The 22,831-nt window shown below is 64.7% G+C and carries 19 protein-coding genes; 9 read left to right on the forward strand and 10 right to left on the reverse strand.

The genetic code is table 11. The features are described 5' to 3' along the window. Positions 1-10: 10 nt before the first annotated feature. Positions 11-1,726 (reverse strand): glycoside hydrolase family 36 protein, encoded by a 1,716-nt coding sequence (locus AB5Y68_RS09700; protein ID WP_039038882.1) that lies wholly within the window; start codon positions 1,724-1,726, stop codon positions 11-13. A 129-nt stretch (positions 1,727-1,855) separates the two neighbouring features. Between AB5Y68_RS09700 and AB5Y68_RS09705 the strand changes: the two genes are divergently transcribed. The 3 genes from AB5Y68_RS09705 (at position 1,856) to cdd (ending at position 4,006) form a co-directional block, all read left to right on the forward strand. After that, entirely contained in the window at positions 1,856-2,215 is a 360-nt protein-coding gene (locus AB5Y68_RS09705; protein ID WP_010674461.1) for a CidA/LrgA family protein, read from the forward strand. Then, positions 2,212-2,898, forward strand: a complete 687-nt coding sequence (locus AB5Y68_RS09710) for an LrgB family protein (RefSeq protein WP_039038883.1) — start codon at positions 2,212-2,214, stop codon at positions 2,896-2,898. The genes AB5Y68_RS09705 and AB5Y68_RS09710 overlap by 4 nt, the downstream gene beginning before the upstream one ends. Before the next feature lie 226 nt (positions 2,899-3,124). Further along, complete coding sequence (gene cdd, locus AB5Y68_RS09715; RefSeq protein ID WP_010674459.1) at positions 3,125-4,006, forward strand: cytidine deaminase; 882 nt, start codon at positions 3,125-3,127, stop codon at positions 4,004-4,006. Positions 4,007-4,808: 802 nt separating this feature from the next. Here cdd and AB5Y68_RS09720 read toward each other — a convergent pair. The 3 genes from AB5Y68_RS09720 to AB5Y68_RS09730 form a co-directional block, all read right to left on the reverse strand. Beyond that, the gene (locus AB5Y68_RS09720) at positions 4,809-6,473 is read right to left on the reverse strand and encodes an AMP-binding protein (protein WP_039038884.1); all 1,665 of its coding nucleotides are present in this window, start codon (positions 6,471-6,473) and stop codon (positions 4,809-4,811) included. Positions 6,474-6,572: 99 nt separating this feature from the next. Further along, on the reverse strand, positions 6,573-6,851 hold the full coding sequence (locus tag AB5Y68_RS09725) for a YfcL family protein (protein ID WP_010674457.1): 279 nt from the start codon (positions 6,849-6,851) through the stop codon (positions 6,573-6,575). Positions 6,852-6,958: 107 nt separating this feature from the next. Then, positions 6,959-8,074 carry an ATP-NAD kinase family protein gene (locus tag AB5Y68_RS09730; protein WP_039038885.1) on the reverse strand — a complete coding sequence of 372 codons (1,116 nt, stop codon included), beginning with the start codon at positions 8,072-8,074 and terminating at the stop codon, positions 6,959-6,961. A 117-nt stretch (positions 8,075-8,191) separates the two neighbouring features. On the opposite strand from AB5Y68_RS09730, the gene AB5Y68_RS09735 reads away from it, so the two are divergent. Beyond that, a complete protein-coding gene (locus AB5Y68_RS09735) occupies positions 8,192-8,914 on the forward strand; it encodes a TerC family protein (RefSeq protein ID WP_010674455.1) in 723 nt (240 codons plus the stop codon). Between the two features lie 86 nt (positions 8,915-9,000). Here the strand turns inward: AB5Y68_RS09735 and aroG are convergent, their stop codons facing one another. The 5 genes from aroG to AB5Y68_RS09760 all read right to left on the reverse strand — a co-directional run bounded on the left by aroG (position 9,001) and on the right by AB5Y68_RS09760 (position 14,815). Further along, positions 9,001-10,056, reverse strand: a complete 1,056-nt coding sequence (aroG, locus tag AB5Y68_RS09740; RefSeq protein ID WP_039038886.1) for a 3-deoxy-7-phosphoheptulonate synthase AroG — start codon at positions 10,054-10,056, stop codon at positions 9,001-9,003. A 209-nt stretch (positions 10,057-10,265) separates the two neighbouring features. Next, positions 10,266-11,549: a 3-phosphoshikimate 1-carboxyvinyltransferase gene (gene aroA, locus AB5Y68_RS09745; protein WP_039038887.1), complete on the reverse strand. Its 1,284-nt coding sequence runs from the start codon at positions 11,547-11,549 to the stop codon at positions 10,266-10,268. A gap of 170 nt (positions 11,550-11,719) precedes the next feature. Next, positions 11,720-12,808 carry a 3-phosphoserine/phosphohydroxythreonine transaminase gene (gene serC, locus AB5Y68_RS09750; protein ID WP_039038888.1) on the reverse strand — a complete coding sequence of 363 codons (1,089 nt, stop codon included), beginning with the start codon at positions 12,806-12,808 and terminating at the stop codon, positions 11,720-11,722. A 224-nt stretch (positions 12,809-13,032) separates the two neighbouring features. Then, positions 13,033-13,962, reverse strand: coding sequence for an electron transfer flavoprotein subunit alpha/FixB family protein (locus tag AB5Y68_RS09755; protein WP_039038889.1), 930 nt, complete (start codon positions 13,960-13,962; stop codon positions 13,033-13,035). Between the two features lie 103 nt (positions 13,963-14,065). Next, the gene (locus AB5Y68_RS09760) at positions 14,066-14,815 is read right to left on the reverse strand and encodes an electron transfer flavoprotein subunit beta/FixA family protein (protein WP_039038996.1); all 750 of its coding nucleotides are present in this window, start codon (positions 14,813-14,815) and stop codon (positions 14,066-14,068) included. Between the two features lie 126 nt (positions 14,816-14,941). On the opposite strand from AB5Y68_RS09760, the gene AB5Y68_RS09765 reads away from it, so the two are divergent. From AB5Y68_RS09765 to AB5Y68_RS09775, 3 genes are all read left to right on the forward strand, one after another. Continuing rightward, entirely contained in the window at positions 14,942-16,585 is a 1,644-nt protein-coding gene (locus AB5Y68_RS09765; protein WP_039038890.1) for an electron transfer flavoprotein-ubiquinone oxidoreductase, read from the forward strand. 415 nt (positions 16,586-17,000) lie between these two features. Further along, positions 17,001-17,948, forward strand: a complete 948-nt coding sequence (gene corA, locus AB5Y68_RS09770) for a magnesium/cobalt transporter CorA (protein ID WP_005301617.1) — start codon at positions 17,001-17,003, stop codon at positions 17,946-17,948. Positions 17,949-18,092: 144 nt separating this feature from the next. Further along, positions 18,093-18,554 (forward strand): DUF2919 domain-containing protein, encoded by a 462-nt coding sequence (locus tag AB5Y68_RS09775; protein WP_039038891.1) that lies wholly within the window; start codon positions 18,093-18,095, stop codon positions 18,552-18,554. Positions 18,555-18,563: 9 nt separating this feature from the next. Here the strand turns inward: AB5Y68_RS09775 and AB5Y68_RS09780 are convergent, their stop codons facing one another. Then, the gene (locus AB5Y68_RS09780; RefSeq protein ID WP_039038892.1) at positions 18,564-19,313 is read right to left on the reverse strand and encodes a hypothetical protein; all 750 of its coding nucleotides are present in this window, start codon (positions 19,311-19,313) and stop codon (positions 18,564-18,566) included. Between the two features lie 215 nt (positions 19,314-19,528). Here AB5Y68_RS09780 and AB5Y68_RS09785 point away from each other — a divergent pair, with 215 nt between their 5' ends. Continuing rightward, positions 19,529-20,764, forward strand: coding sequence for an MFS transporter (locus AB5Y68_RS09785; RefSeq protein WP_039038893.1), 1,236 nt, complete (start codon positions 19,529-19,531; stop codon positions 20,762-20,764). A 60-nt stretch (positions 20,765-20,824) separates the two neighbouring features. Continuing rightward, positions 20,825-22,798: a siderophore amonabactin TonB-dependent receptor gene (locus AB5Y68_RS09790; RefSeq protein ID WP_039038894.1), complete on the forward strand. Its 1,974-nt coding sequence runs from the start codon at positions 20,825-20,827 to the stop codon at positions 22,796-22,798. Positions 22,799-22,831: the final 33 nt, after the last annotated feature.

Genomic DNA, 22,831 nt, shown 5'->3' on the forward strand with positions numbered 1-22,831 from the left:
TGCAACGCCATCAGGGGTAGCGGATCACCGCCCCCTGCCCCCCTTGCAGCACCAGGGTGCTCCCCAGGGGCGTCTCGTCCCAGAAGTCCGTGCCCCCCGGCGTCAACGGGAACTCGCAGGGGTGCTCCCCCCAGTTGAACAGGCAGAGCAGCTCGCCGCCCCCGGGCAGCGCCACCCGCCCGCGCTCGAATGCCATCCCCTCGAAGCGGGCCGCCGGGGTGCGCGCGGCGCACAGGGCGAGCAGCTTGCCAAGGCGCGCCCCTTGCGCCTCGTCCAGATCCTGCAATCTGTCCCCCGCCAGCACCATGCCACCGCTCGCCACCAGGGCGGCCAGGTGGAAGTCGTACTCGGCGCGGCTCCCGTGCTGGCCCGGGATATCCCGCAGGCAGACGCAGTCCGGGTCCAGCACCCAGAGCCGCTCATGCTGCCAGGCGCGGCAGAAGGCTTCTCGCGCTATCTGGCGAAAACGGGGGCCCTGGCGCTCCACGTCATCGCTCACCCGCATGCCGTGCACCAGGCCGAGGCTCGGCCACAGCGGCGCATTGCAGCCGAGCAGGAAGGCCCCCTCCCCGGCGCCGCGCAGGATGGCGGCCATGCCGCGCCGATAGGCCTCCACCCGGGTGGCGGCGGGGTCGTGGAAGCGCCCACCGTGGATGGCCCCCCAGAAGTTGGCATCGAGCTTGAAGTAGTGAATGCCCCACTGGGTACGCAGGGTGCGAAATACCTGCTCCAGGTGCGTCTGCACCTCGGGGTGGGTGCCATCCAGCACGTACCAGGGGGTGCAGCGCCAGCCCCCGTAGGTGACCCGCTCCGAGGGGAGCGGCAGGCCATCCTCCCCTTTCACGAACCAGTCAGGGTGCTGCTGGAACACTCGGGAGCCGGGCTCGGCGATAAAGGGGGCGACCCAGAGCGCAGGCTCGCAACCGGCGGCGCGGATCTCCCCTGCCAGGGCCGCCACCCCCTCCTCGAACTTGGCGGAAGGGGTGAGCCAGTCCCCCATCCTGGCCTGATAGCCGTCATCTATCTGCACGTAGCGCAGGGCCGGGAAACGCTCGGCCCGCACCGCCAGGTTCTCGCGAATGTCCGCCGCGCTCACGTTCGCGTAGTAGTGATACCAGGAGCACCAGCCGCTCGGGCGCGTGGGCACCTCCCCCACCAGGGAGCCGTGCTCGGCGGCAATATGCTGCGCCAGCGTCGCGAGCAGGGCCTCCCTGTCCGGCCCCTCCAGGCAGATCAGCGCCTCGCTCTGCCAGTGTGCACCCGGCGCCAGGGTGCGTCCTTCGGTGTTCATCACGATCTCGAGGCGCCCGTCGGGATGGAGGCGAAACTCCCCGCCAAAGCGCTGGCAGCTCGCAAAGGCCAGCAGCAGCCAGCCCCTCTCCTGCGCCACCAGCAGCAGGTTGTGCACCGTGTGGTAGCCATGGTCGGCGGTGATGCGATAGACAGACGCATCGGGGCAGCGGCCCAGGTGCTCGGGGGCATTCCAGCGCCCCCCGGTCTGGGCCAGCATCTGGAACCCCTCTCCGTAGATGGCCGCGTCGGGCGCAAGTCCGAGATCCCCCTCAAACAGCCGCCAGTGGTGGACGGCCTCGGACTGCTTCCCGGTGTTGTCGAGCCTCACCCGGCAAAGCGGCCCCTCCCACTGGCGGGTTTGCAGCAGGGTGTCAGGGAGGGCGGGATCGGCGGGCAGTTGGCGCAACCGGGCCAGGAGAGAGGGGGTCGACATGGGAACTCCTTCTTGTGAATGGGGTTGAAGCCGGGCCATTGTATCCCCTGCGGGCCAGTTGACCCTGTTCCCTCCCCCCCGTGCCTGTTAAACTGCGACCTCGCTCACACTTGCCAAGATGAGGCCCCCGTGCTGCTGCAACGCACCCTGCGCTACCTTCGTGATTTTCTGGTCATCATCGCCTGTCTGCTGGCAGGCAAGGCCGTGGCGGCCATCCTGCCCTTCGCCTTCCCCGGCAGCATCATCGGCATGCTGCTGCTGTTCGTGCTGCTCTCCTTGCAGATCGTCCGCTTCTCCTGGGTCGAGCTGGGGGGCGGCCTGCTGCTGCGCCACATGGGGGTGCTGTTCGTGCCGGTGGCGGTGGGCCTGGTGGCCTGGCTCGAGCCCCTGCGCCAATCCTTCGGTCTCATCATGCTCTGCGTCGTGCTCGGCATCGTGCTCATCCTGGGCGCGGTCGGCCACCTCTATCAAAGGATGAACAAGCCATGATCCTCTGGTTCGCCCTGCCCCTCACCCTGGCCCTCTATTTCATGACCCGGGCCCTCTACCGCCGCCTGCCCTGGCCCGTCATCAATCCGGTGCTGATCCCCACCGCCGTCATCATCGGCCTGCTGCTCTGGCTCGATCTGCCCCTGGATCAGTACCAGCAGGGGGCCTCGCCCCTGACCGCCCTGCTGGAACCCGCCGTGGTGGCCCTGGCCCTGCCGCTTTACCAGCAGGCGCGCCAGATCCGCGACAAGCTCACACCCATCCTGGCCTGCACCCTCACCGCGGTGCTCATCTCGGTCTGTACCACCCTGGGGGTCGGCCACCTGATGGGGGCGGATCCGGCGCTGCTCGCCTCCATCGCCACCAAGTCCATCACCACGCCGCTCGCCATGAGCGTCAGCCAGTCCCTCGGCGGCATTCCCGCCATCGCCGCCGCCGTGGTGGTGGTGGTGGGGATCCTGGGGGCCCTGGCGGGCTATCCCCTGCTCAAGCTGATGCGGGTCACCGACCCCGAGGCCCAGGGGCTCGCCATGGGAGCCTGCGCCCACGCCATCGGCACCGCCGCCTCCGCCGAGCAGGGGGTGACCCAGGGCGCCTTCTCGTCGCTGGCCATGGTGGTGTGCGGTGTGCTGACCGCGGCCATCGCCCCCCTGCTGTTCGCCCTCTACCACTGGCTGGCCTGATCCCCGCTGCCGTGGCCGCCCCTGCGGCCATGGCCTCTGTGCCCTTTCACCGTTTCCATCCGATACCCTCACCTCCCTGATGCCGGGAGCTGGCGCACAGATTGCGAAAGACAAACGTTTCCTTTACCATCCCCGCCCCTTTGCCCATCAAGGCGTGAGCGCGCTCACACAATTCGCCGCGCTTGCTCCCTACAATGGCCCCCCAATTGGCCTTTGAGGACACAGTATGCATCCCCGCTTTGCCAAGCCATTCGAGACCCTTTCCGCCCCGCTCCAGGCCGCCCTGCTGCCCATGCTGGGGGACGATTTCCAGGCCCGTTTCACCCCGGACCAGGTCGCGACCCTGAAAGCCGCCACCGGGCTGGATGACAGGGCCCTGCGTCTGGCCTTGCTGCCGCTGGCGGCCGCCTGCTCGGTGGCCCCCATCTCCAGGTTCTTCGTCGGCGCCATCGCCTGCGGCCTGAGCGGCACCTGGTACTTTGGCGCCAACATGGAGTTCGCGGGCCAGGGGCTGTTCCACTCGGTCCACGCCGAGCAGTCCGCCATCTCCAACGCCTGGCTGGGTGGCGAGACCGGGATCTCCGAGATCACCGTGAACTACACCCCCTGCGGCCACTGCCGCCAGTTCATGAACGAGCTGAGCACCGCCAAGACCCTGAAGGTCTCCCTGCCGGACGATCTCAGCGAGCTGCAATCCTTCCTGCCCCACTCCTTCGGCCCCGCCGATCTCGAGATCACCGATGCCCTGATGAGCCCCCAGGCTCACGACGAGCTGGTGCTCGAGAGCGACGACCCCCTGTGGCAGGCTGCGCTCGCCGCCGCCCGCCAGAGCTATGCCCCCTACAGCCAGGGCTATGCCGCGGTGGCGCTGCAGTTCGAGGATGGGCGCATCTTCTGCGGCCGCTATGCCGAGAACGCCGCCTTCAACCCGAGCCTGCCGCCGATGCAGATGGCCTGCGCCCACGCTGTGCTGGGTGGCGAGGATCTCGCCACCGTGCGCCGCGCCGTGCTGCTGGAGAGCAAGGATGGCCAGATCAGCCAGCGGGATTCGGCCCAGTCCACCCTGAAGGCGCTGGGCTCGGTCGAGCTTGAGTACAAAGCCGTCTGACCCCTGCATCCGCCAACGGGAAGGGGAGCTGCGGCTCCCCTTCTTGCTCTCTGCGGCTCTCATCCTGCCCCTCACCCCCCTTTCTCTGCGCCTCTGGCGCCGTGCATCAGATGCCCCCCTGCCCCATGTGAGGGCGGTCTCCCTCCGATGACCTTATTGGCAGACCTCCTCTTCGGTGTCGGGAAGCCCAGGTTAAGGGGCCAATGCCCCGCCCTGCCCCTTGCGGCCCCCGTGTGTGACCCCAAGATGCATTTGCCAAGCCACTGGGATCCCGCCTCTCCATGGATTTTGCAAATACCTTCCCTGCCTGTTCCCCCGACGCGGGGCGGCATGGCGGCAGCGGGAAACGTCGGGGAAGGGGTCAATGCCCCACCCCGCCCCTTGCGACCCCCGTGTGTGACCCCAAGATGCATTTGCCAAGCCACTGGGATCCCGCCTTTCCATGGATTTTGCAAATGCCTTTCCCTGCCTGTTCCCTCGACGACGGGCCGTATGGCGGCGGCGGGAAACGTCGGGGAAGGGGTCAATGCCCCGCCCCCGTCCCTGGCTGCCCCCGTATGTGATCCCAAGATGCATTTGCCCAGCCACTGGGATCCCGCCTCTCCATGGATTTTGCAAATACCTTCCCTGCCTGTTCCCTCGACGCTGGGCGGTATGGCGGCGGCGGGAAGCATCGGGTAAGGGGTCAATGCCCCAGCCCCGCCCGCCCCCTGTCGGCTTGCTTCCCCCTGAAATACAGCGGGGGAGCCACTGGCTCCCCCGACTGTCATTGATATGGCCGATATGGCGGCGCCGGCCCCTGTCAGGACTCCCACAGGATGCGCTGGCTGCCGGACCAGCGCTCGCCGATGTCCGCGTATTTTTGTTCCAGCAGGTGGCGGCGGATCTTCATGGTGGGGGTCAGCACCCCGTTCTCGATGTTCCAGGGGCTCTTGACCACCAGGATGCCCCGCAGGCGAGCATGGGATTCCAGCTTGTCGTTGACCCGGTTGAGGGCAGCCTCCAGCTGGGCTTCCACCCCGGCCTTGTTCCCCTTCATGGCGCTCTCGGCGAGCTGCACCAGGGCGACCGGCTGCGGCATGCCGTAGCCGATGACGCAGAGCTGCTCGATGATGGGCTCCTGCCCGAGCATCCCCTCGATGGGCACCGGGGCCACGTACTTGCCCTTGGCGGTCTTGAAGACGTCCTTCATGCGGCCGGTGATGGTGAGGTAACCCTCCCTATCCAGCTTGCCCATGTCACCGGTGTGCAGCCAGCCCTCGGCGTCGATGGCCTCTGCACTGTGCTCGGGATCCTTGTAGTAGCCCACCATCATGCCGTCGCAGCGACAGAGGATCTCCCCCTCGTCGGAGATCTTGATGGTCACCCCGGGCCCGGCCTTGCCGACGGTGCCTATCTTGTCCGCCCGGAACGGGTAGTTGAGGGTGGAGTAGGCGTGGTTCTCGGTCATGCCCCAGGCCTCGGTGATATGGATGCCGATGCTGTGATACCACTCCAGCAGCGCCGGGGCCACCGGCGCAGAGCCGCAGCCCAGCACCCGCGCCTGATCCAGCCCCAGCCCCTTTTGCAGCTTGCTCTTGATGAGGCTGGAGACGAGGGGGATCTTGAGCAGCAGCGCCAGCTTTTTCTGGGGCAGCTTCTCGTGGATCTTGATGCGGAACATGGCCCAGAGCCGCGGCACCGAGATGAAGACGGTGGGACGGCAGCGCTTGACGTCCTCGATGAAGGTGTCGAGGGATTCGGGGAAGGCGATGGTGGCACCGCTGAACAGGCTGCCGCCGTAGATGTAGACCCGCTCGGTGATGTGGGCAAGGGGCAGGTAGGAGAAGCCGCGATCCTCGGCGGTGAGGGAGACCGCCTCCACCAGCTTCTCGCAGGACCAGGCATAGCGCTCCACGCTCAGCATGGCCCCCTTGGGCTTGCCGGTGCTGCCGGAGGTGTAGACCAGGCTCAGCAGGGCATCCGGCGCCTGCACCGGGCTGTCCGGGATGGGGTCGTATTGCGCCAGCAGATCGTCCCACTGGTGGGCGGCCGGCATGGTGTCGTAAGGCAGGGCGATACGCAGCAGATCCCCGGGCACCCCCGCCTCCTGGCTCTTCCAGTCGTCCAGCTTGCCGACGAAGATCGCCCTGGTTTCGCTGTGGCGCAGCACGTATTCGATGGTGTCGACGTTGGCGGTGGGGTAGATGGGCACGCTCACGTATCCCCCCATCTGCATCGCCAGATCGGCGATGAACCACTGGGCGCAGTTCTTGGAGAGCAGGGCCACCTTGTCACCGGGCACCAGGCCCAGGGCGCGCAGTGCCGTCACCATGCGCCGCGCCTCGTCGGCAACCTCACCCCAGGTGAAGTCGACGTATTCGCGGTAGATGGTCTGACGCAGATAGATTCGGTCGGGACACTGCCGCTCCCAGTGATAGAGCATCTCGAGCGGCAGTCTGGTGGCAATGCGTGAGGTGGAGGCCATGGTTTAATCCCTGAAACAAAAGGCGAGCCTCATTATTAACCTTTTGATAACACTCAGGGAAGCAGATTACTTAAACTTGTGTTTGAACTGCGAATGGGATCAAGCTTCCGCCTGGGCCTGCAGACGCTTCCACATCTCCTGCACCAGCACCTCGTCCTGCTCGGAGAGCTCACCCTGCAAGATGGCCTCGTTCAGGCTGCGCAGCACATAGCTCTTGACGTCCCGCACCAGGGTCTTGCCCTCCAGCTCGGCCCGCGCCACCGCCAGCGAGATATGACCCCGCAGGTAGCCGCCCGCAAACAGCTCGTCCTCGCTGGCCGTGGCGACCATGGCGTCGATCAGTCCCAACAACTTGTGTTCAAAATCGTGAATCGTCATTTAACGCAGCCTCATTTCCGGGATTGCCGGCAAAAAATTCGGGGAGTGGAACCGCGATCCGGTTGATCGCGGCTCTCTGGCGCCAGGCCAGCCGCATCCTTGATGTCCTATTCCGGGTTGGCCACCGGGTAGATGACCTGATCCTTGTATCCCGTGGTGATGCGCAGATAACCACGTAACGACCGGTTCAGTGCCGGATCGTCGGTATCCACCAGCAGCGGACGGCCCTCGAGGGCCGCCAGCTTGGACTTGGTGGCGAGCACCTGGATATGCTCGCGCCCGACGGCCCGGATCACGTCTGGACTCAATTGCTGATTTCCGCGCCCGAACAAATGTCCCTGACCGCCGATCAGGGTGATGATCAGACGGCAGCGACGGCCGCGGATCCGGGTCAGGATCTCGGCGGCGGACAGATCCTGCCCGATAAGCCGGCCATTTTCCACCAGATCCACACCGAGCAAGGTATTTTCCAGACCCAGCTCCCCCATGCAGGCGGCCACCGTGCTCCCCGACCCCATCAGGTAGAGGGTATCGGGCTCCATCTGCTCAACCACACCGGCGGCAAGATCGGCGAGCACCAGCGCCTCGGACTCCCGCCCCCCCTGCTTGACCGCCTGCACGTAGCGCAGATCCCCGGGCACCAGCAGCTGGCCGTAGTGGCGGGCGCGCACCTTGCCGGCGCGAAACGCCTCCTCGTCGATGTCCATCACCTCCGCATCCACCAGGCTCAGAAGCTCCCCTGCGATCATTCTGGCCGCCACTCGGCCGCTCGCCGCCGGCGTCACCCCGTAGACCCCGGAGTGGATTTTGCACCCCGCCGGGATGCCGAGCACATGGCAGGACTCCCCCACCGCCGCGCAGATGTCACGGGCGGTGCCATCGCCACCGGCGAAGAGCAGCAGATCCACCCCGGCATCGCGCAGGGCCAGGGCGGCAGCCCGGGTGTCCTCGGCGCTCGTCTGCGCCCCGGCAGGCCGATGGACAATGCGATGGGGCAGCCCGAGCTCTGCGGCAAGCGTCCCCCCCATCTCACCGGCCACCGTCAGCAGCTCGAATGACGTGGTCAGCTCGCACAGGGGCAACAGGGCCTGGCGGGCCCGCTCCCGGGCCTTGGGGACGGCCCCGCGCGCCAGCGCCTCGGCGACCATGCCGTCACTGCCCTTGAGACCGACGGCCCCGCCGATGCCGGCGACGGGGTTGATGATGAGCCCTAATCGAAACATGTTTCCCTCCTGTTGGATCGCCGCCATTTTTATCTTTTCCCGCCACTGGGACAAGCCATGACCCCCTGCTAAAATGCGCGGCTTCTACCTCAATCACTGTTCAACCAAGGTTCAATCATGCTGGAATGGATTGCTGACCCCTCCGCCTGGGTCGCGCTCGCCACCCTGACCCTGCTCGAGATCGTGCTCGGCATCGACAACATCATTTTCATCTCCATCCTGGTGGGTCGCCTGCCGGAAGCCCAGCGCCAGAAAGCGCGCATCCTGGGGCTGGGGCTCGCCATGGGCACCCGCATCCTGCTGCTGCTCTCCCTGGCCTGGGTGATGCGCCTCACCGAGCCCCTCTTCACCGTGCTGGGGGAAGCCATCTCGGGACGGGATCTCATCCTGCTGGTGGGGGGTCTGTTCCTCATCGCCAAGAGCACCCACGAGATCCACCAGAGCCTGGAAGGGGCCGCCGAAGAGGCGGGTGTGGTGAGCAAGACCGCGGGCTTCCTGTCCACCCTGGTGCAGATCGCCATCCTCGACATCATCTTCAGCCTGGACTCCGTCATCACCGCCGTGGGCATGGCGGATCATGTCCCTGTCATGGTGCTGGCCATCATCATCGCCGTCGGCGTCATGATGTTTGCCGCCAAGGCAATCGGCGACTTCGTCGATACCCACCCCACCATCAAGATGCTGGCCCTCTCCTTCCTTATTCTGGTCGGGGTGGCGCTGATGGCCGAAGGGCTGGATCTGCACATTCCCAAGGGTTACATCTACTTCGCCATGGCCTTCTCGCTGGTGGTGGAGATGATCAACATCCGCCTGCGCGGCCACCAGGAGCGGGCCAAGTAAACCGCGACCTGCCGAGAGATGGCCAAACAAAAAGCGCGACCCAGGGTCGCGCTTTTTTATTGCCCCGCCAACGGGGTGCCTTGGGCTCAGAGGGCGTTGCGAGCGGCCACGGCGTCCGCCAGGTTGTGCAGCAGCACCTCGGTATCGGCCCAGCCGATGCAGGCGTCGGTGATGCTCTGGCCGAAGGTGAGCTCGCACCCGTCCACCAGATCCTGACGCCCTTCCACCAGGTGACTCTCCACCATGACGCCGAACACCGCCTTGCTGCCGGTACGCAGCTGACCGGCCACGTCCTCGGCCACCAGCATCTGGTTCTTGAACTGCTTGCTGCTGTTGGCGTGGCTGAAGTCGATCATCACTTTCTGGGGCAGACCGGCCTTGTCCAGACCACTCACCACCTCATCCACGTGACGGGCGCTGTAGTTGGGCTCGCGGCCACCGCGCAGGATGATGTGACAGTCCGGGTTGCCAGCGGTCGAGACGATGGCGGAGTGGCCGTACTTGGTCACCGACAGGAAGTGGTGCGGGGCGCTGGCGGCGCCGATGGCGTCGATGGCCACCTTGATGGTGCCGTCGGTGCCGTTCTTGAAGCCCACCGGGCAGGAGAGACCGGAGGCCAGCTCGCGGTGTACCTGGGATTCGGTGGTACGGGCGCCGATGGCACCCCAGCTCATCAGATCCGCCACGTATTGCGGGGTGATCATGTCGAGGAACTCGGAGGCGGTCGGCAGCCCCATGTCGTTGAGATCCAGCAAGAGCTTGCGACCCAGGCGCAGGCCGTCATTGATCTGGCAGCTGTTGTCGAGGTAGGGGTCGTTGATCAGCCCCTTCCAGCCCACTGTGGTACGGGGTTTTTCGAAGTAGACCCGCATCACGATCTCCAGCTGATCTTTCAGCTCGTCGCGCAGCACCTTGAGGCGTTTGCCGTATTCCAGGGCGGCGACCGGATCGTGGATGGAGCAGGGGCCGATCACCACCAGCAGACGATCATCGTCGCCGGCCAGGATGTTGTGGATGGCCTGACGGGATTCAAACACGGTGGCCGAGGCGGTGTCGGTCGCCGGAAACTTCTCAAGCACCGCAACCGGGGGCAATAACTCTTTGATTTCACTGATACGAACGTCGTCGGTTTGATGCTGCATGACCAAGTTTCCTGCTAAATGACTGCGATGAAGAAACTTCAATCTAGCCCGCGACCGGGACGGTGTAAATAGAAAATTACATTCTTTGCCAAGGAATTTTATTATCGCACCTTGCAAGTTTGCACAATGCTGCTAAAGGGGTGAAAAAGTCGGAGGCGGGAAGGGAGCACAAGCAATGAAAAGGCCCGCACCAGGCGGGCCCGACGGGCTTAAACGGCCTGGCTGATGCTGGCCAGCTTGTCGAAGTAATCCGGGAAGGTCTTGGAGGTACAACCCGGATCATTGATGGTGACCGGGGTGTCCGACAGCGCCACCAGGGAGAAGCACATGGCGATGCGGTGATCGTTGTAGGTGTCGATGGCCGCGTGGGTCAGCTGTGCGGGCGGGATCACGGTGATGAAGTCGTGCCCCTCCTCCACTTCCACGCCCAGCTTGCGCAGCTCGGTCGCCATGGCGTGCAGTCGGTCGGTCTCCTTCACCCGCCAGTTGTAGATGTTGCGGATGGTGGTGGTGCCCTCGGCAAACAGCGCCGTGGTGGCGATGGTCATGGCCGCATCCGGGATGTGGTTCATGTCCATGTCGATGCCCTTGAGCGGCCCCTGCTCGGCCTCGATGAAGTCATCGCCCCAGGTGATGCGAGCCCCCATCTTCTCCAGTACGTCAGCGAAGTGGATGTCCCCCTGGATGCTGTGCTTGCCGATGCCGGTAACCCGCACCTTGCCCTTGATGGCACCCGCCGCGAGGAAGTAGGAGGCGCTGGAGGCATCCCCTTCCACCAGGAAGTCGCCCGGGCTGACATAGGTCTGGTTGCCCTTGATGTAGAACACCTTGTAGTCGTCGTGCTCGATGACCACCCCGAACTGCTTCATGATGTGCAGGGTGATGTCGATGTAGGGCTTGGAGACCAGCTCCCCCTTGATGTGGATGCGGGTGTCGCCGGCCGCCATGGGGGCCGCCATCAAGAACGCCGTCAGGAACTGGCTGGAAACGGAGCCGTCGATGTGGACATCGCCACCCCAGAGCCCCTTGGCATCCACCACCAGGGGCGGATAGCCATCTTTCTTCAGGTACTGGATGTGGGCACCCGCTTCGCGCAGGGCATCCACCAGGTGGCCGATGGGGCGCTCTTCCATGCGCGGCTCGCCGCCCAGGGTGTACTCGCCGGAGCCCAGGCACAGGGCGGCGCACAGAGGGCGCATGGCAGTACCGGCATTGCCGAGGAACAGGTTGACCGGCGCCGAGACCGCGAAGCTGCGACCCAGACCGTGCACGGTGCACTCGGTCTTGTCGGCGGAGAGCTTGTACTTGACGCCGAGCTGGGTCAGCGCCGCCAGCATGTGGCGGATGTCATCGCTGTCGAGCAGGTTGGTCAGCCGGGTGGTGCCCCGGGCCAGGGCCGCCAGCAGCAGGGCCCGGTTAGAGACACTCTTGGAGCCGGGCAGATTGACCACCCCGGCCACGCTAGAAATGGGTTCCAAACGCAACGAATTCATAGACTTCCTGTTCGATCTCAATTAAATCACCTGACCGGACGTTAACAGCCCGCGTCCCCCGCGGCAAGTTCGACAGTGGCACGACCGCGGGAGAGGGCAGCCTGGGTCAGGATGGGTCTGAAAAACAGACGCCGGGGAGTCCCCGGCGTCTGGCAATGGGGAGGCACGCCTCAACCGTGGCGTTTGGCAAAGTCATCCATAAAGCTGACCAGGGCCTTGACCCCTTCCAGGGGCATGGCGTTGTAGAGGCTGGCGCGCATGCCACCGACGATGCGGTGTCCCTTGAGGGCCAGCAGACCGGCCGCTTCCGACTCCGCCAGGAACAGCTTGTCCAGGGCCTCGTTTTTCAGCTGGAAGGGCACGTTCATGCGGGAGCGGCAGGCCGCGTCCACCTTGTTGCCGTAGAAGCTCGACTGATCGAGGTAGCCGTAGAGGAAGTCAGCCTTCTCCTTGTTGCGTGCTTCCATCGCCGCCAGGCCACCCTGCTCCTTGAGCCACTCGAACACCAGCCCGGCCAGATACCAGGCGTAGGTGGGGGGCGTGTTGAACATGGAGTCGTTCTTGGCGGTGAGCTGGTAGTCAAAGATGGACGGCACATCGGCGCGGGCCTGGTTCAGCAGGTCGTCGCGCACGATGGCGATGGCCAGACCAGAGGGGCCTATGTTCTTCTGGGCACCGGCGTAGAGGATGCCGAAGCGGCTCACGTCGAGGGGACGGGAGAGAATGGTGGAGGAGAGATCCGCCACCAGGGGCACATCGCCGGTGGCCGGGATGTCGAACATCTCGATGCCATCGATGGTTTCGTTCGGGCAGTAGTGCACATAGGCGGCATCGGCGCGAAACGCCGGCGTCGGCAGCAGGTGGGAGACCCCCTGCTCGTTCTTGGCTACCCCCTGGAAGGTCTGGATGTCACCGTATTTCTGGGCTTCATCCACGGCGCTCTGGGCCCAGACGCCGGTCACCAGGTAATCCGCCTTCTTGTTGGCGCCACCCAGCAGGTTCATGGGCACGGCGGAGAACTGGCCGCGGCCACCGCCGTGCATGAAGAGCACCTTGTAGTTGTCCGGCACCGCCAGCAGGTCGCGCAGGTCCGCTTCGGCCTTCTCGGCGACCGCCATATAGGGCTTGCCGCGATGGGAAAGCTCCATGACCGAGGCTCCCAGCCCCTGGAAATTACAAAATTCGCGCTGGGCGCGCTCCATGACTTCAACCGGCAACATGGCGGGGCCGGCGCAGAAGTTGTAAATCTGTTTGCTCATGACGCTTTCCGTGAATGGATGTGTGTGATCGGTGACTCGAACGTTTTTACACGACAGCCCCCCGTGGGGGCAAAGGCTTTTTGGGATCCAGCGCAACCTTTTGCCCCGGCGCCACCGGGCACTCATCAGACAAAAGCCCTGAACGGGCCAGGGCTTGCAGAGAATATGCATGGAAACGGGGGCGAGACAGCACGGACGGCTTTTTTCGCCCCTTTGTGGCAAATTTACAGCTTGGCGGTGAGCTCCGGCAGCAGGGTGAAGAGATCCCCCACCAGACCGTAGTCCGCCACCTGGAAGATGGGGGCCTCGGCGTCCTTGTTGATGGCGACGATCACCTTGGACTCCTTCATCCCCGCCAGATGCTGGATGGCGCCCGAGATGCCCACCGCGATGTAGAGCTCGGGGGCCACCACCTTGCCGGTCTGCCCCACCTGCAGGTCGTTGGAGACATAACCCGCATCCACGGCGGCCCGCGATGCCCCGACGGCAGCCCCCAGCTTGTCCGCCAGAGCGTCGATGAGGGCAAAGTGCTCTTTCGAGCCGAGTGCCCGCCCGCCGGAGACCACCACCCGGGCCGCCCCGAGCTCGGGTCTGGCGGAGCGCACCGCACGCCGCTCGATGAGCCGGGTACGGCAGCGCACCTCGGCCACCGGCAGCGATTCCATCGCGGCACGCTCCTCCCCGGACCCGGCCTTGGCGAACGCGGTGGGCCGCACGGTGAGCACCTTGACGGGGGCGCTGCTCGCCACCCGGGCGATGGCGTTGCCCGCATAGATGGGACGCAGGAAGGTGTCGGGCCCCTCGATGCCGGTCACCTCGGCGATCATCTCCACTCCGAGCCTGGCCGCCACCCGCGGCAGCAGATCCTTGCCCTGGCTGCTGGCCGCCATCAGGCAGTGCTGGTAGTCCCTGGCCACCTCGGCGAGCAGTCTGTCGACCCCGTCGTTGAGCCCCTCCGCCAGCATGGGATGTTCTGCCAGCAGCACCCGGTTTACCCCCGTGAGGGCGGCGGCCTGCTCCCCCGCCTCCGTCAGCCCCTGCCCCAGCAGCAAGAGGTGCACCTCGCCCCCCAGGCGCCCCGCCGCCGTGACCAGCTGGGCCAGGTTGTCGGCGATCCGCCCCTGATGATGTTCCGCAATCACAAGTACGCTCATGGCAGCACCTTCATGTCATCCATTGATCCCTTGCTCCCCTGGGCCGCTGCCCCATGCATGGCGCTCACGCCTGTGGGAGGCATCCCTCTCATGCCCCTGCCCATCAGAGCACCCGGGCTTCGTGCTTGAGCTTGTCCAGCAGCTCGTCCACCGAGCCCACCCTGATGCCGGCGCTGCGTACCGGCGGCGCCATTACTCCGAGCTGCCGTGTCTGGCCGGCTGGCACTACCCCGAGGGCGGCGAACGGCTGGCTCTCCAGCGGCTTGCGCTTGGCCTTCATGATGTTGGGGAGGGAGGCGAAGCGCGGCTCGTTGAGGCGCAAGTCCACGGTCACCACGGCGGGCAGCGCCATGCCGAGGGTCTCGAGGCCACCGTCTATCTCGCGGGTCACCTGCAATTCCCCCTCCACCAGCCTGATGGCGGAGGCGAAGGTGGCAAGTGGCCAGTCATTGAGGGCGGCGAGCATCTGCCCTACCTGATTGTTGTCGGAATCGATGGACTGTTTGCCGAGCAGCACCAGGTCGGGCTGCTCCTGCCCGCACACCGTTTGCAGGGCCCGGGCCACGGTGAGCGGAGTCAGGGTCTCGCCGGTAACATAGTGCAGCGCCCGATCCGCCCCCAGCGCCAGGGCATGGCGCAACTGCTCGGCCGCCGCCTCGGGGCCGAAGGTCACCACCACCAGCTCGGATGCCACGCCGGCTTCCCGCAGCCTGACCCCCTCCTCCACCGCGATTTCACAAAACGGGTTGATCCCCATCTTCACATTGGCGAGCTCCACATCGGAGCCATCCCCCTTGACCCGGATCCTGACGTTGTAATCAACGACCCGTTTGACTGCGACCAGCAGCTTCATGGCGGTCATCCCTCATACCTGTTGTGTGGGTCCACCTTGTCGTCACTCACTTTTCTGCTGACAAAGTGGTTTACGTTTACGTAAACTACCAGCACTACCCTAGGCCAAGTCGAGCGCAGAGGCAAGATGGAACGCGAAGCAATGGAATTTGATGTCGTCATCGTCGGTGGCGGCCCGGCAGGCCTGAGCGCCGCCATCGCATTGAAGCAGCAGGCCCCGGCCCTCTCGGTCTGCCTGCTGGAGAAGGGGGCCGAGATCGGCGCCCACGTCATCTCCGGCGCCCTGTTCGATCCCGTCGCCCTCAGGGAGCTGCTGCCAGAGAGCTGGCAGGAGGCCCCCCTCGGCGTGCCGGTGACGGATGATCAGGTCCATCTGCTGCAAAGCGACAGCCGCTCCCTGCAGTTGCCCCACTGGGCGGTGCCACCCCGCATGCACAACGACGGCAGCCACATCATCAGCCTCGGCACCCTCTGCCGCTGGCTCGGCAAGCAGGCCGAGGCCCTCGGTGTCGAGATCTACCCGGGCTTTGCTGCCAGCACCCTCATCGTGGAGGAGGGCCGGGTGCGCGGGGTGGTGACCGGCGATCTTGGCCTCGACAAGGAGGGCAACCCCAAGGTGGATCACGTGCCCGGCATGGCCCTGTATGGGCGCTATACCCTGTTTGCCGAAGGGGCGCGCGGCCACCTCGGCAAACAGCTGATCGCCCGATTCCATCTGGAAAATAGCGCCCAGCCGCAGCATTACGCCATCGGCTTCAAGGAGGTGTGGCAGGTGCCTGCGGGACAATCCCATCCTGGGCGGGTGCTCCATGGCAGCGGCTGGCCCCTTGGTGAGGGAAAGGGCAACAAGAGTCAGGGGGGCTTCTATCTCTATCATCTGGCCCAGGATCTGGTGGCGGTCGGCCTTATCGTCGATCTCAACTACCAGAATCCCTGGCTCAGCCCCTTTAACGAATTCCAGCGTCTCAAGCACCACCCCCTCATCGCGGCAACGTTGCAGGGGGGCGAGCGCATCAGCTACGGCGCACGGGCCATCACCAAGGGGGGCTGGCACTCATTGCCGCGCATGCACTTTCCCGGCGGCCTGCTCATCGGTTGTGACGCGGGCACCCTCGACTTCTCCCGCATCAAGGGGATCCACACCGCCATGAAGTCCGGCATGGTGGCGGCCGCGACGGTCGCCATGGCACTGCGAGGAGGGGATGAAGGGGGACGGGATCTGGCCGAGTTTCAGGACGCGCTGCTGCAAAGCTGGCTGACCCGGGAACTGAAGAGGGCCCGCAACGTTGGGGCCGCCCTGCACCGCTTCGGCCCCTGGCTCGGCGGCGCCTTCAACTGGCTGGAGCAGCGACTCTTTGCCTTGACCTCTCCTTTTACTCTGCTGGACAAGGAACCGGATTACCGCCAGCTGCGCCTGGCCAGCCGTTGCAAGCCCATCGACTACCCCAAACCCGACGGCAAGCTCAGCTTCGACAAGCTCTCCTCCGTCTATCTGGCCAGCACCAGCCACGACGAGGATCAACCCTGTCACCTGACCCTTCAGGACGCGCGCATTCCGGTCGAGGTCAACCTGCCCACCTGGGCCGAACCCGCCCAGCGCTACTGCCCGGCGGGGGTGTTCGAGATCCTGGATGGGGATACCCGGCCAAGGCTGCAGATCAACGCCGCCAACTGCATTCACTGCAAAACCTGCGACATCAAGGATCCCAGCCAGAATATCGTCTGGACGCCGCCCCAGGGCGGCTCGGGCCCCAACTATCCCAATCTGTAACAGGCTTGCCCACGCACACCAGAGCAGATAACAAGGAGACGCAGCCCCGGAACACCGCCCGGAGACCGTTTCCTGCGCTTGGCTGGGGGCTGTCGCAGGGCGACCAGCAACCCGCCATTCCCGCCGGTGAGCCCGGGCCCTCCCCCACACCAGGGCGAACAAAGGAGGCGACGCCGGGATCGCCCGTTTCGAGGTCGGCGTGGCTGATCCGACCTCGCCGCTTTTTTGAGCGAACAGGCTGAACCCCTGATGAATAGGCCCTGACAAGCGGGTCCCGCCCCTGTATAGTTCGCCGCATTCAGGTTGTCCATCGGCCTCGTTATGCTATTTCATGGGATCGCTTTCCGTGCGATCTAAGGCCGCATGAACCTGTGCAACCATCCCTGATTACCCATGACTTCTTAAGGGGGGACAGATGATCACCGCCTACATTCTCAACAACAAGGTGCTGGACATAGTCACGCTCGGGCCGGATGACATCGTTCCCGACAACACCGTCTGGCTGGATGCCTACAAGCCGGACACTGCGGAGCGAGAATGGTTGACGGGCCTGTTCCTGGAGGAGGTGCCGGACAAGGAGGAGCTCGATGACATTGAGGCATCCGCCCGCTTCTACTGGGACACCGACGGTCTGCACATCCACTCCCTGTTTCCCCAGCGCATCGGCCGCGACACCAAGGGTGTGCACGTCTCCTTTACCCTGCGCAACAACCTGCTGATCAGCATTCGCGAGGATGACATCGGCCTGGTGCGTCTGCTGCGCCACTACATGCGCCAGGACAGGCTGGAGGTCGAAGACGCCCTCGACATCCTGCTGGAGGTGCAGAACCTCAAGGTGGAGTATCTCTCGGATCTCATCGAGGATGGCTACAAGACCCTGGAGAACACCGCCGATCAGATCTTCGAGCCGGACCAGATCAACCCCATGCTCAAGGAGCTGATGGCCCAGGAAGAGGCCAACGGCCAGATCCGTCTCTCCCTGCACGATACCCGCCGCGCCCTGCGCTTTCTCAAACGCAGTCTGCGCCAGCGCATGACGGGGGAGCAGAACAAGTGGATCGACGAGATGCTGCACGACGTGGAATCCCTGCTGCCCCATACCCAGTTCCTGTTCGACAAGATCAACTTCCAGCTGGAGGCCTCCATGGGGGTGACCAATCTGGAGCAGAACAAGGTGATCAAGATCTTCTCGGTAGCCGCGGTCATCTTCCTGCCGCCGACCCTTATCGCCAGCATCTACGGCATGAACTTCGGCCGCATGCCGGAGCTCGCCTGGGAATACGGCTATCCCCTCTCCCTGGTGCTGATGGTGATGTCATCGTTGGGCACCGGTCTCTTCTTCAAGCGAAAAGGCTGGCTGTGACGCCGGAACCCGGCAACTAAAGACTGCGGATTGGGGGGCCTGCCCCCCCGATTAATTCCCGGCCGTTGCCGGCCTTGCAATGGCCTGCCCTGTGCCCCATATCCCCTTCATCACTCGCACTGCATGAATGGATACCGGGCCACCATGACCCTCTACCCCGAACACCGTTACGACGATCACGGCCAGTTGCGCCCCCCGCTCTGGTTCTGGCCCATCGCCCTCTTGCTGACCCGCTCGGTCTGGCTGTTTCTGATGGCGGGGGTCACCCGGGAGAGTGGCAGCGCCATCCTGACCCTCTTCTACCCGGACAAGCTCACCCTCTATATCAGCCTGCTGACGGACGTGCCCGCCATGCTGGCGCTGCTCGCCTGCGGCGGCACCCATCGCCAGACCCACAGTGCCAGAGCCTGGCTCAGACGCCACAGCCCCTTGCTGCTGCTCTGCTCTGCCGTCAGCGGCCTTCTGATGCAACTGCACAGCCTCAATCTGCAGCAGTGGTCGTTCAACTGGCCCACCGCCCTGGTGCTCATCGCCAGCCTCTGGGCACTCTGGTATCTGCTGAGAAGCCGCCAGTTGCGGGATTACGCCCTGGATCAGCCCCACTGACAGGCTGGTTCACTGGCGCGTGACCCGGATCTGCAGAGTCTGGCGCTCGCTGCCGCTGGCCCTGCCCATGCCTGATGGATTGGCGATCGCGGCCTCCCGGCTGCCTTGGGTTGTGGAAAGCTCCCCCACCGTCAGCCACTGGCCCGGGGCGCCGCTCACCTCGGTGGCACTCTGGCCGGTGTGTATGTTGCCTCGCTCCACTCTTGCCTGTTCACTGCTGAGGGCCACCTGCACCCTGTCCCCTATCAGGGTCGCAGTGGCGTAGAGACCGTTCATCAGCGGCATCATGCCCACCACCCTTCCCCCCTGCCACTGGTAAAAGGTGACCGGCTGATAGGACCCCATCTGCAACAACACGGGCCGCCCGGAGAGGCCGCGCACCTGCCAGTTGTCACTCTGGCTGCGTTCAGAGTGCCGGGCATCCCCCTCCAGCAGCCACTGCCGTTTGGCATCCAGGCCCAGCCCCACTCCGGCCTGCTGACTGCTGGAGGCGCCATCCACCCGCCACTCGATGAGTAGGCTTTGGGGCGGCTGGTTCACTTGCGCCAGGGTACGCTCGGCCTCCTGCAACTGGGCGGGGGTTCCGCTCAGTACCAGCTGGTTGCCCATGGCGCTCACCCCGAGATCCGGGTAGATCTCCTTGAGCGTCTGCACCGCGGCATCCGCCTCGAATACCGGTATGACCTTCACTTCGGCCCTCAGGGGCAATGCCAGCAACAGGCAGCACCCCAGCCCCCAATACCCTGATCCAGCGCGCATCTTCTCCTCCCGGCGTTCACCGCCACCCTCTCGCTTCCTGCCATCATGGTCCATGGCGCCCCGATTGCAACGGGCCTGGTATGCAACCCCACACAGAGGCACCTGATAAAGACTCGTTAAGATACCAATCAATACAAATAAAAATGGTTATCATTTGTTGTCACAACAAAAACCCTCGGATACAATTCGGACTCATTTTTTCGAGTCAGCCTCTGATGAAGCCAGAATCCATCGCATCCACCCCTGCCGCCATCCACCTGGCGCTGCTCATCAACATGCTCTCCATGGGCTGCATGATGATGGTGATGCCCCTTGGTCCGGAACTGGTAACCCGCCTGGGGATGCTGCCGGAGCAGACAGGTTACTTCAGCGGCGGCGCCACCCTGGGAGCCGCCCTGCTGGGCCTCCTGGCCGCCCCCTGGCTCGATCGGGTCAACCGCAAACCCGCCCTGCTGGTACTGCTGGTCCTGCGCTTCCTGCTCTTGATGGCTTGCGCCCTGGCCGAGGATAGCCAGACCCTGCTGCTGATCTTTATCCTGTCCGGCTGCGTCGCCGGCCCCCTGGGGGCCATCCTGATGGCGGCGGTGCTGGATCTGGTACCGCCCGCCGAGCGGGGCCGCCGTCTCGCCTACGTGGGCATGGCGTTTTCCCTGGCCGCCATTCTGATCGTGCCCGCGGCCCTCGTGCTGGCCCAGTGGTCTGGCTGGCAGAGCCCCTTCCTCTTGTTTGGTGCTGGCGGCCTGCTGCTGGCCCTGCTGTGTGCCATCTGGCTGCCGTCCCTGCCGGTCAACCGGGCCCCGGCAAGCCAGGGAATGCGCCAGTTGCTGGGGTCACCGCTCTGCCAGGGCGCCCTCTTCATCCTCTGCCTGCAGATGTTCGGCCACTTCCTGCTCATTCCGCACTTTGCCAACTACTTCCAGTTCAACCTGGGTTTCCCGCGCGAGCAGATCGCCAGCCTCTATCTGTGCGGCGGCCTTGCCAGCATGGCCACCATGCGCCTGTGCGGCGGCTGGATCGATCAGGGCCGCGCCCAGGGCGCCATCCTGCTCACCAGCCTGGCCCTGGCCCTGATCACCCTGGTGGGCTTTGCCTTGCCGGCAGGCCTGCCTCTCTATCTGCTGTTCACCCTTTTCATGGCCCTGAGCTCCGCCCGTGCCAGCACCACCCTCGCGGTCACGGCGGCCATTCCGGCCCCCCATCAGCGCGCCGCCTTCATGTCTTTCCAGGGCTCAGTCACCAATGTGGCAGCGGGCCTCGGCAGCCTGCTCTCCGCCAGATATCTGGTCTCCGACGAGGGGGGCGCCCTGCACGGTTTCCCCACCCTGGCCTGGATCAACATTGCGTGCACCCTGGTGGCCTGCGCCGGTGTCTGGTTCCTCATCCGGGGCCTGAAGCGCACAAGAGATAACAATAATCCTGCCTCTGGCACCGCCAGACAAGGAAGTCAGTGAGCACCGGATCAGAAGAATCCGGACCCCATAACCTCAGTTATATCCATGGAGTTTTTGACAATGCAGTTGCAGCACGGCCTCTTTAAACTGAACCCCATTCTGCTCTCTCTTGGTCTGCTGGCCGTACCGGGCCTGGCCCAGGCCGAGTCCGTCAAGGCCAACGAGACGGTGGTGGTCACCGCCACCCAGACCAAGCACACCGAGCTGACCGCCCCGGCCAGCGTCTCCGTGGTCACCCGCGCCGATCTGGACAAGATGAACGTCAACAACATCGGCGATGCCCTCAAGCACGTTCCCGGTGTCAACATCATCGGCACCAACCCCACGGGTCGCAACGAGATCAAGATCCGCGGCATGGGCGGTGACTACACCCTGCTGCTGGTCAACGGCAAGCGGGTCAACGCCCGCGAGACCCTGGGCAGCTCCTTTGGCAACGACTTCGACTTAAGCTCCATCCCCATGGCCGCCATCGAGCGCATCGAGGTGATCCGCGGTCCCGTCTCCTCCCTGTACGGGGCCGATGCCCTCGGCGGCGTGGTCAACGTGATCCTGCGCCAGGCCAAGGAGAACACCGAAGCGGCCGTCGGCTACACCCACACCATGCCCACCAAGGGGGATGGCGGGGATGCCAACCAGGGTAGCGCCTTCGTCTCCGGCGCCCTGATCGACAACAAGCTGCTGGGCAGCGTGGTGGTGGAAGGCTATCAGCGGGATCGCTGGAAGAGCGAGCAGTCCAACAACCCGGATGCCGACGCCCTGGAGAAACGGGAAGTGGTCAACGTGCTCTCCAGCCTGAAGTGGCTGGTGGCCGACAACCAGGACATCGACTTCGATCTGGGTTACAACCAGAACGACATGGACAGCTACTTCAACAACGTGCCCCGTGCCCCGACCGCACCGGCTACCCCCCACAACGTGCAGAAACTCGATCGCCTGAGCCTGGGACTGACCCACAACGGCCATTGGGAACACTTCGACAGCCGCGCTCGTTACTACTTCGAGCAGACCGATCTGATGGATGACTCCCAGCTCAACGGTGGCGCCGCCGACATCACCCAGACCAACAACACGGTGGATGGCCAGTTGAGCGGCTACCTCGGGGATCACCTGCTGACCTCGGGTGCAGAGTTCCGCAAGACCGAGCTGGAGCACAGCCGCAGCATCCAGAACGGCAGCGTGGATGCGAGCCAGAGCGCCCTCTACCTGCAAGACGAGTTCGGCTTTGGGGATCTGGCCCTGACGCTCTCCGGCCGTCTGGATCACCACGAGACCTATGGCAACGAGTTCAGCCCCCGTGCCTACGCCCTCTACTCCCTGAGTGACGAGTGGGTGATCAAGGGCGGCGCCGGCAAGGCGTTCAAGGCCCCGACCCTGGCCCAGTCCAGCGAAGGGTTCGCCACCACCGCCTGCCGCGGCGCCTGCAAGGTGATCGGCAACCCGGATCTGAAGCCGGAAACCTCCGTCAGCTACGAGCTTGGCACCGCCTACAACGCCGATCGCTTCGGCGCAGGGGTGACCGGCTTCCACAACGAGATCGAGGATCTGATCCAGAGCGATCAGTGGGGCCCGGGCTACCGTCCGACCGTCATGACCTACCTCAACGTCAAGAAGGCCCGCATCAAGGGGCTGGAGCTGACCGGCTGGTTCGACGTCCTCGACAACGTGCAGCTGACCGGCAACCTGACCCTGCTGGACTCCGAAGACAAGAGCACGGGTGACGATCTGGCCAAGACCCCGGATCACACCGGCAACATCGGCCTGGACTGGAAGGCGAGCGACGTGGTCAGCGCCAACCTGGCCTGGCAGTATGTCGGCAGCCAGATGATCAAGGTGCCGGCTCGCAACGCCCAGGCATTCACCTCCAAGCACTACCAGACCCTGGACGTGAACACCAAGTGGACCGTCACGCCGGCCCTGGACTTCAAACTCGGCATCACCAACCTCACCAACACCCAGCGTGACGAGGTGGCGACCGACGCCGACTTCATCCTGGAAGGTCGTACCGTCTACGCAGGGGTCGATTACAAGCTGTAATCCATCCTGTCTGCGGGAGCCCCGGTCGCGGGG

This window comes from Aeromonas sp. R6-1, from assembly GCF_040908165.1.
GTDB classification, from domain to species: Bacteria; Pseudomonadota; Gammaproteobacteria; order Enterobacterales; family Aeromonadaceae; genus Aeromonas; species Aeromonas caviae.

What these genes read in the sequence shown, in the direction of transcription:
- AB5Y68_RS09700 (WP_039038882.1), bottom strand. Translation starts at nt 1,726, where the DNA reads ATGTCGACCCCCTCTCTCCTGGCCCGGTTGCGCCAACTGCCCGCCGAT.
- AB5Y68_RS09710 (WP_039038883.1), top strand. Translation starts at nt 2,212, where the DNA reads ATGATCCTCTGGTTCGCCCTGCCCCTCACCCTGGCCCTCTATTTCATG.
- cdd (WP_010674459.1), top strand. Translation starts at nt 3,125, where the DNA reads ATGCATCCCCGCTTTGCCAAGCCATTCGAGACCCTTTCCGCCCCGCTC.
- AB5Y68_RS09720 (WP_039038884.1), bottom strand. Translation starts at nt 6,473, where the DNA reads ATGGCCTCCACCTCACGCATTGCCACCAGACTGCCGCTCGAGATGCTC.
- AB5Y68_RS09725 (WP_010674457.1), bottom strand. Translation starts at nt 6,851, where the DNA reads ATGACGATTCACGATTTTGAACACAAGTTGTTGGGACTGATCGACGCC.
- AB5Y68_RS09730 (WP_039038885.1), bottom strand. Translation starts at nt 8,074, where the DNA reads ATGTTTCGATTAGGGCTCATCATCAACCCCGTCGCCGGCATCGGCGGG.
- AB5Y68_RS09735 (WP_010674455.1), top strand. Translation starts at nt 8,192, where the DNA reads ATGCTGGAATGGATTGCTGACCCCTCCGCCTGGGTCGCGCTCGCCACC.
- aroG (WP_039038886.1), bottom strand. Translation starts at nt 10,056, where the DNA reads ATGCAGCATCAAACCGACGACGTTCGTATCAGTGAAATCAAAGAGTTA.
- aroA (WP_039038887.1), bottom strand. Translation starts at nt 11,549, where the DNA reads ATGAATTCGTTGCGTTTGGAACCCATTTCTAGCGTGGCCGGGGTGGTC.
- serC (WP_039038888.1), bottom strand. Translation starts at nt 12,808, where the DNA reads ATGAGCAAACAGATTTACAACTTCTGCGCCGGCCCCGCCATGTTGCCG.
- AB5Y68_RS09755 (WP_039038889.1), bottom strand. Translation starts at nt 13,962, where the DNA reads ATGAGCGTACTTGTGATTGCGGAACATCATCAGGGGCGGATCGCCGAC.
- AB5Y68_RS09760 (WP_039038996.1), bottom strand. Translation starts at nt 14,815, where the DNA reads ATGAAGCTGCTGGTCGCAGTCAAACGGGTCGTTGATTACAACGTCAGG.
- AB5Y68_RS09765 (WP_039038890.1), top strand. Translation starts at nt 14,942, where the DNA reads ATGGAACGCGAAGCAATGGAATTTGATGTCGTCATCGTCGGTGGCGGC.
- corA (WP_005301617.1), top strand. Translation starts at nt 17,001, where the DNA reads ATGATCACCGCCTACATTCTCAACAACAAGGTGCTGGACATAGTCACG.
- AB5Y68_RS09775 (WP_039038891.1), top strand. Translation starts at nt 18,093, where the DNA reads ATGACCCTCTACCCCGAACACCGTTACGACGATCACGGCCAGTTGCGC.
- AB5Y68_RS09780 (WP_039038892.1), bottom strand. Translation starts at nt 19,313, where the DNA reads ATGCGCGCTGGATCAGGGTATTGGGGGCTGGGGTGCTGCCTGTTGCTG.
- AB5Y68_RS09785 (WP_039038893.1), top strand. Translation starts at nt 19,529, where the DNA reads ATGAAGCCAGAATCCATCGCATCCACCCCTGCCGCCATCCACCTGGCG.
- AB5Y68_RS09790 (WP_039038894.1), top strand. Translation starts at nt 20,825, where the DNA reads ATGCAGTTGCAGCACGGCCTCTTTAAACTGAACCCCATTCTGCTCTCT.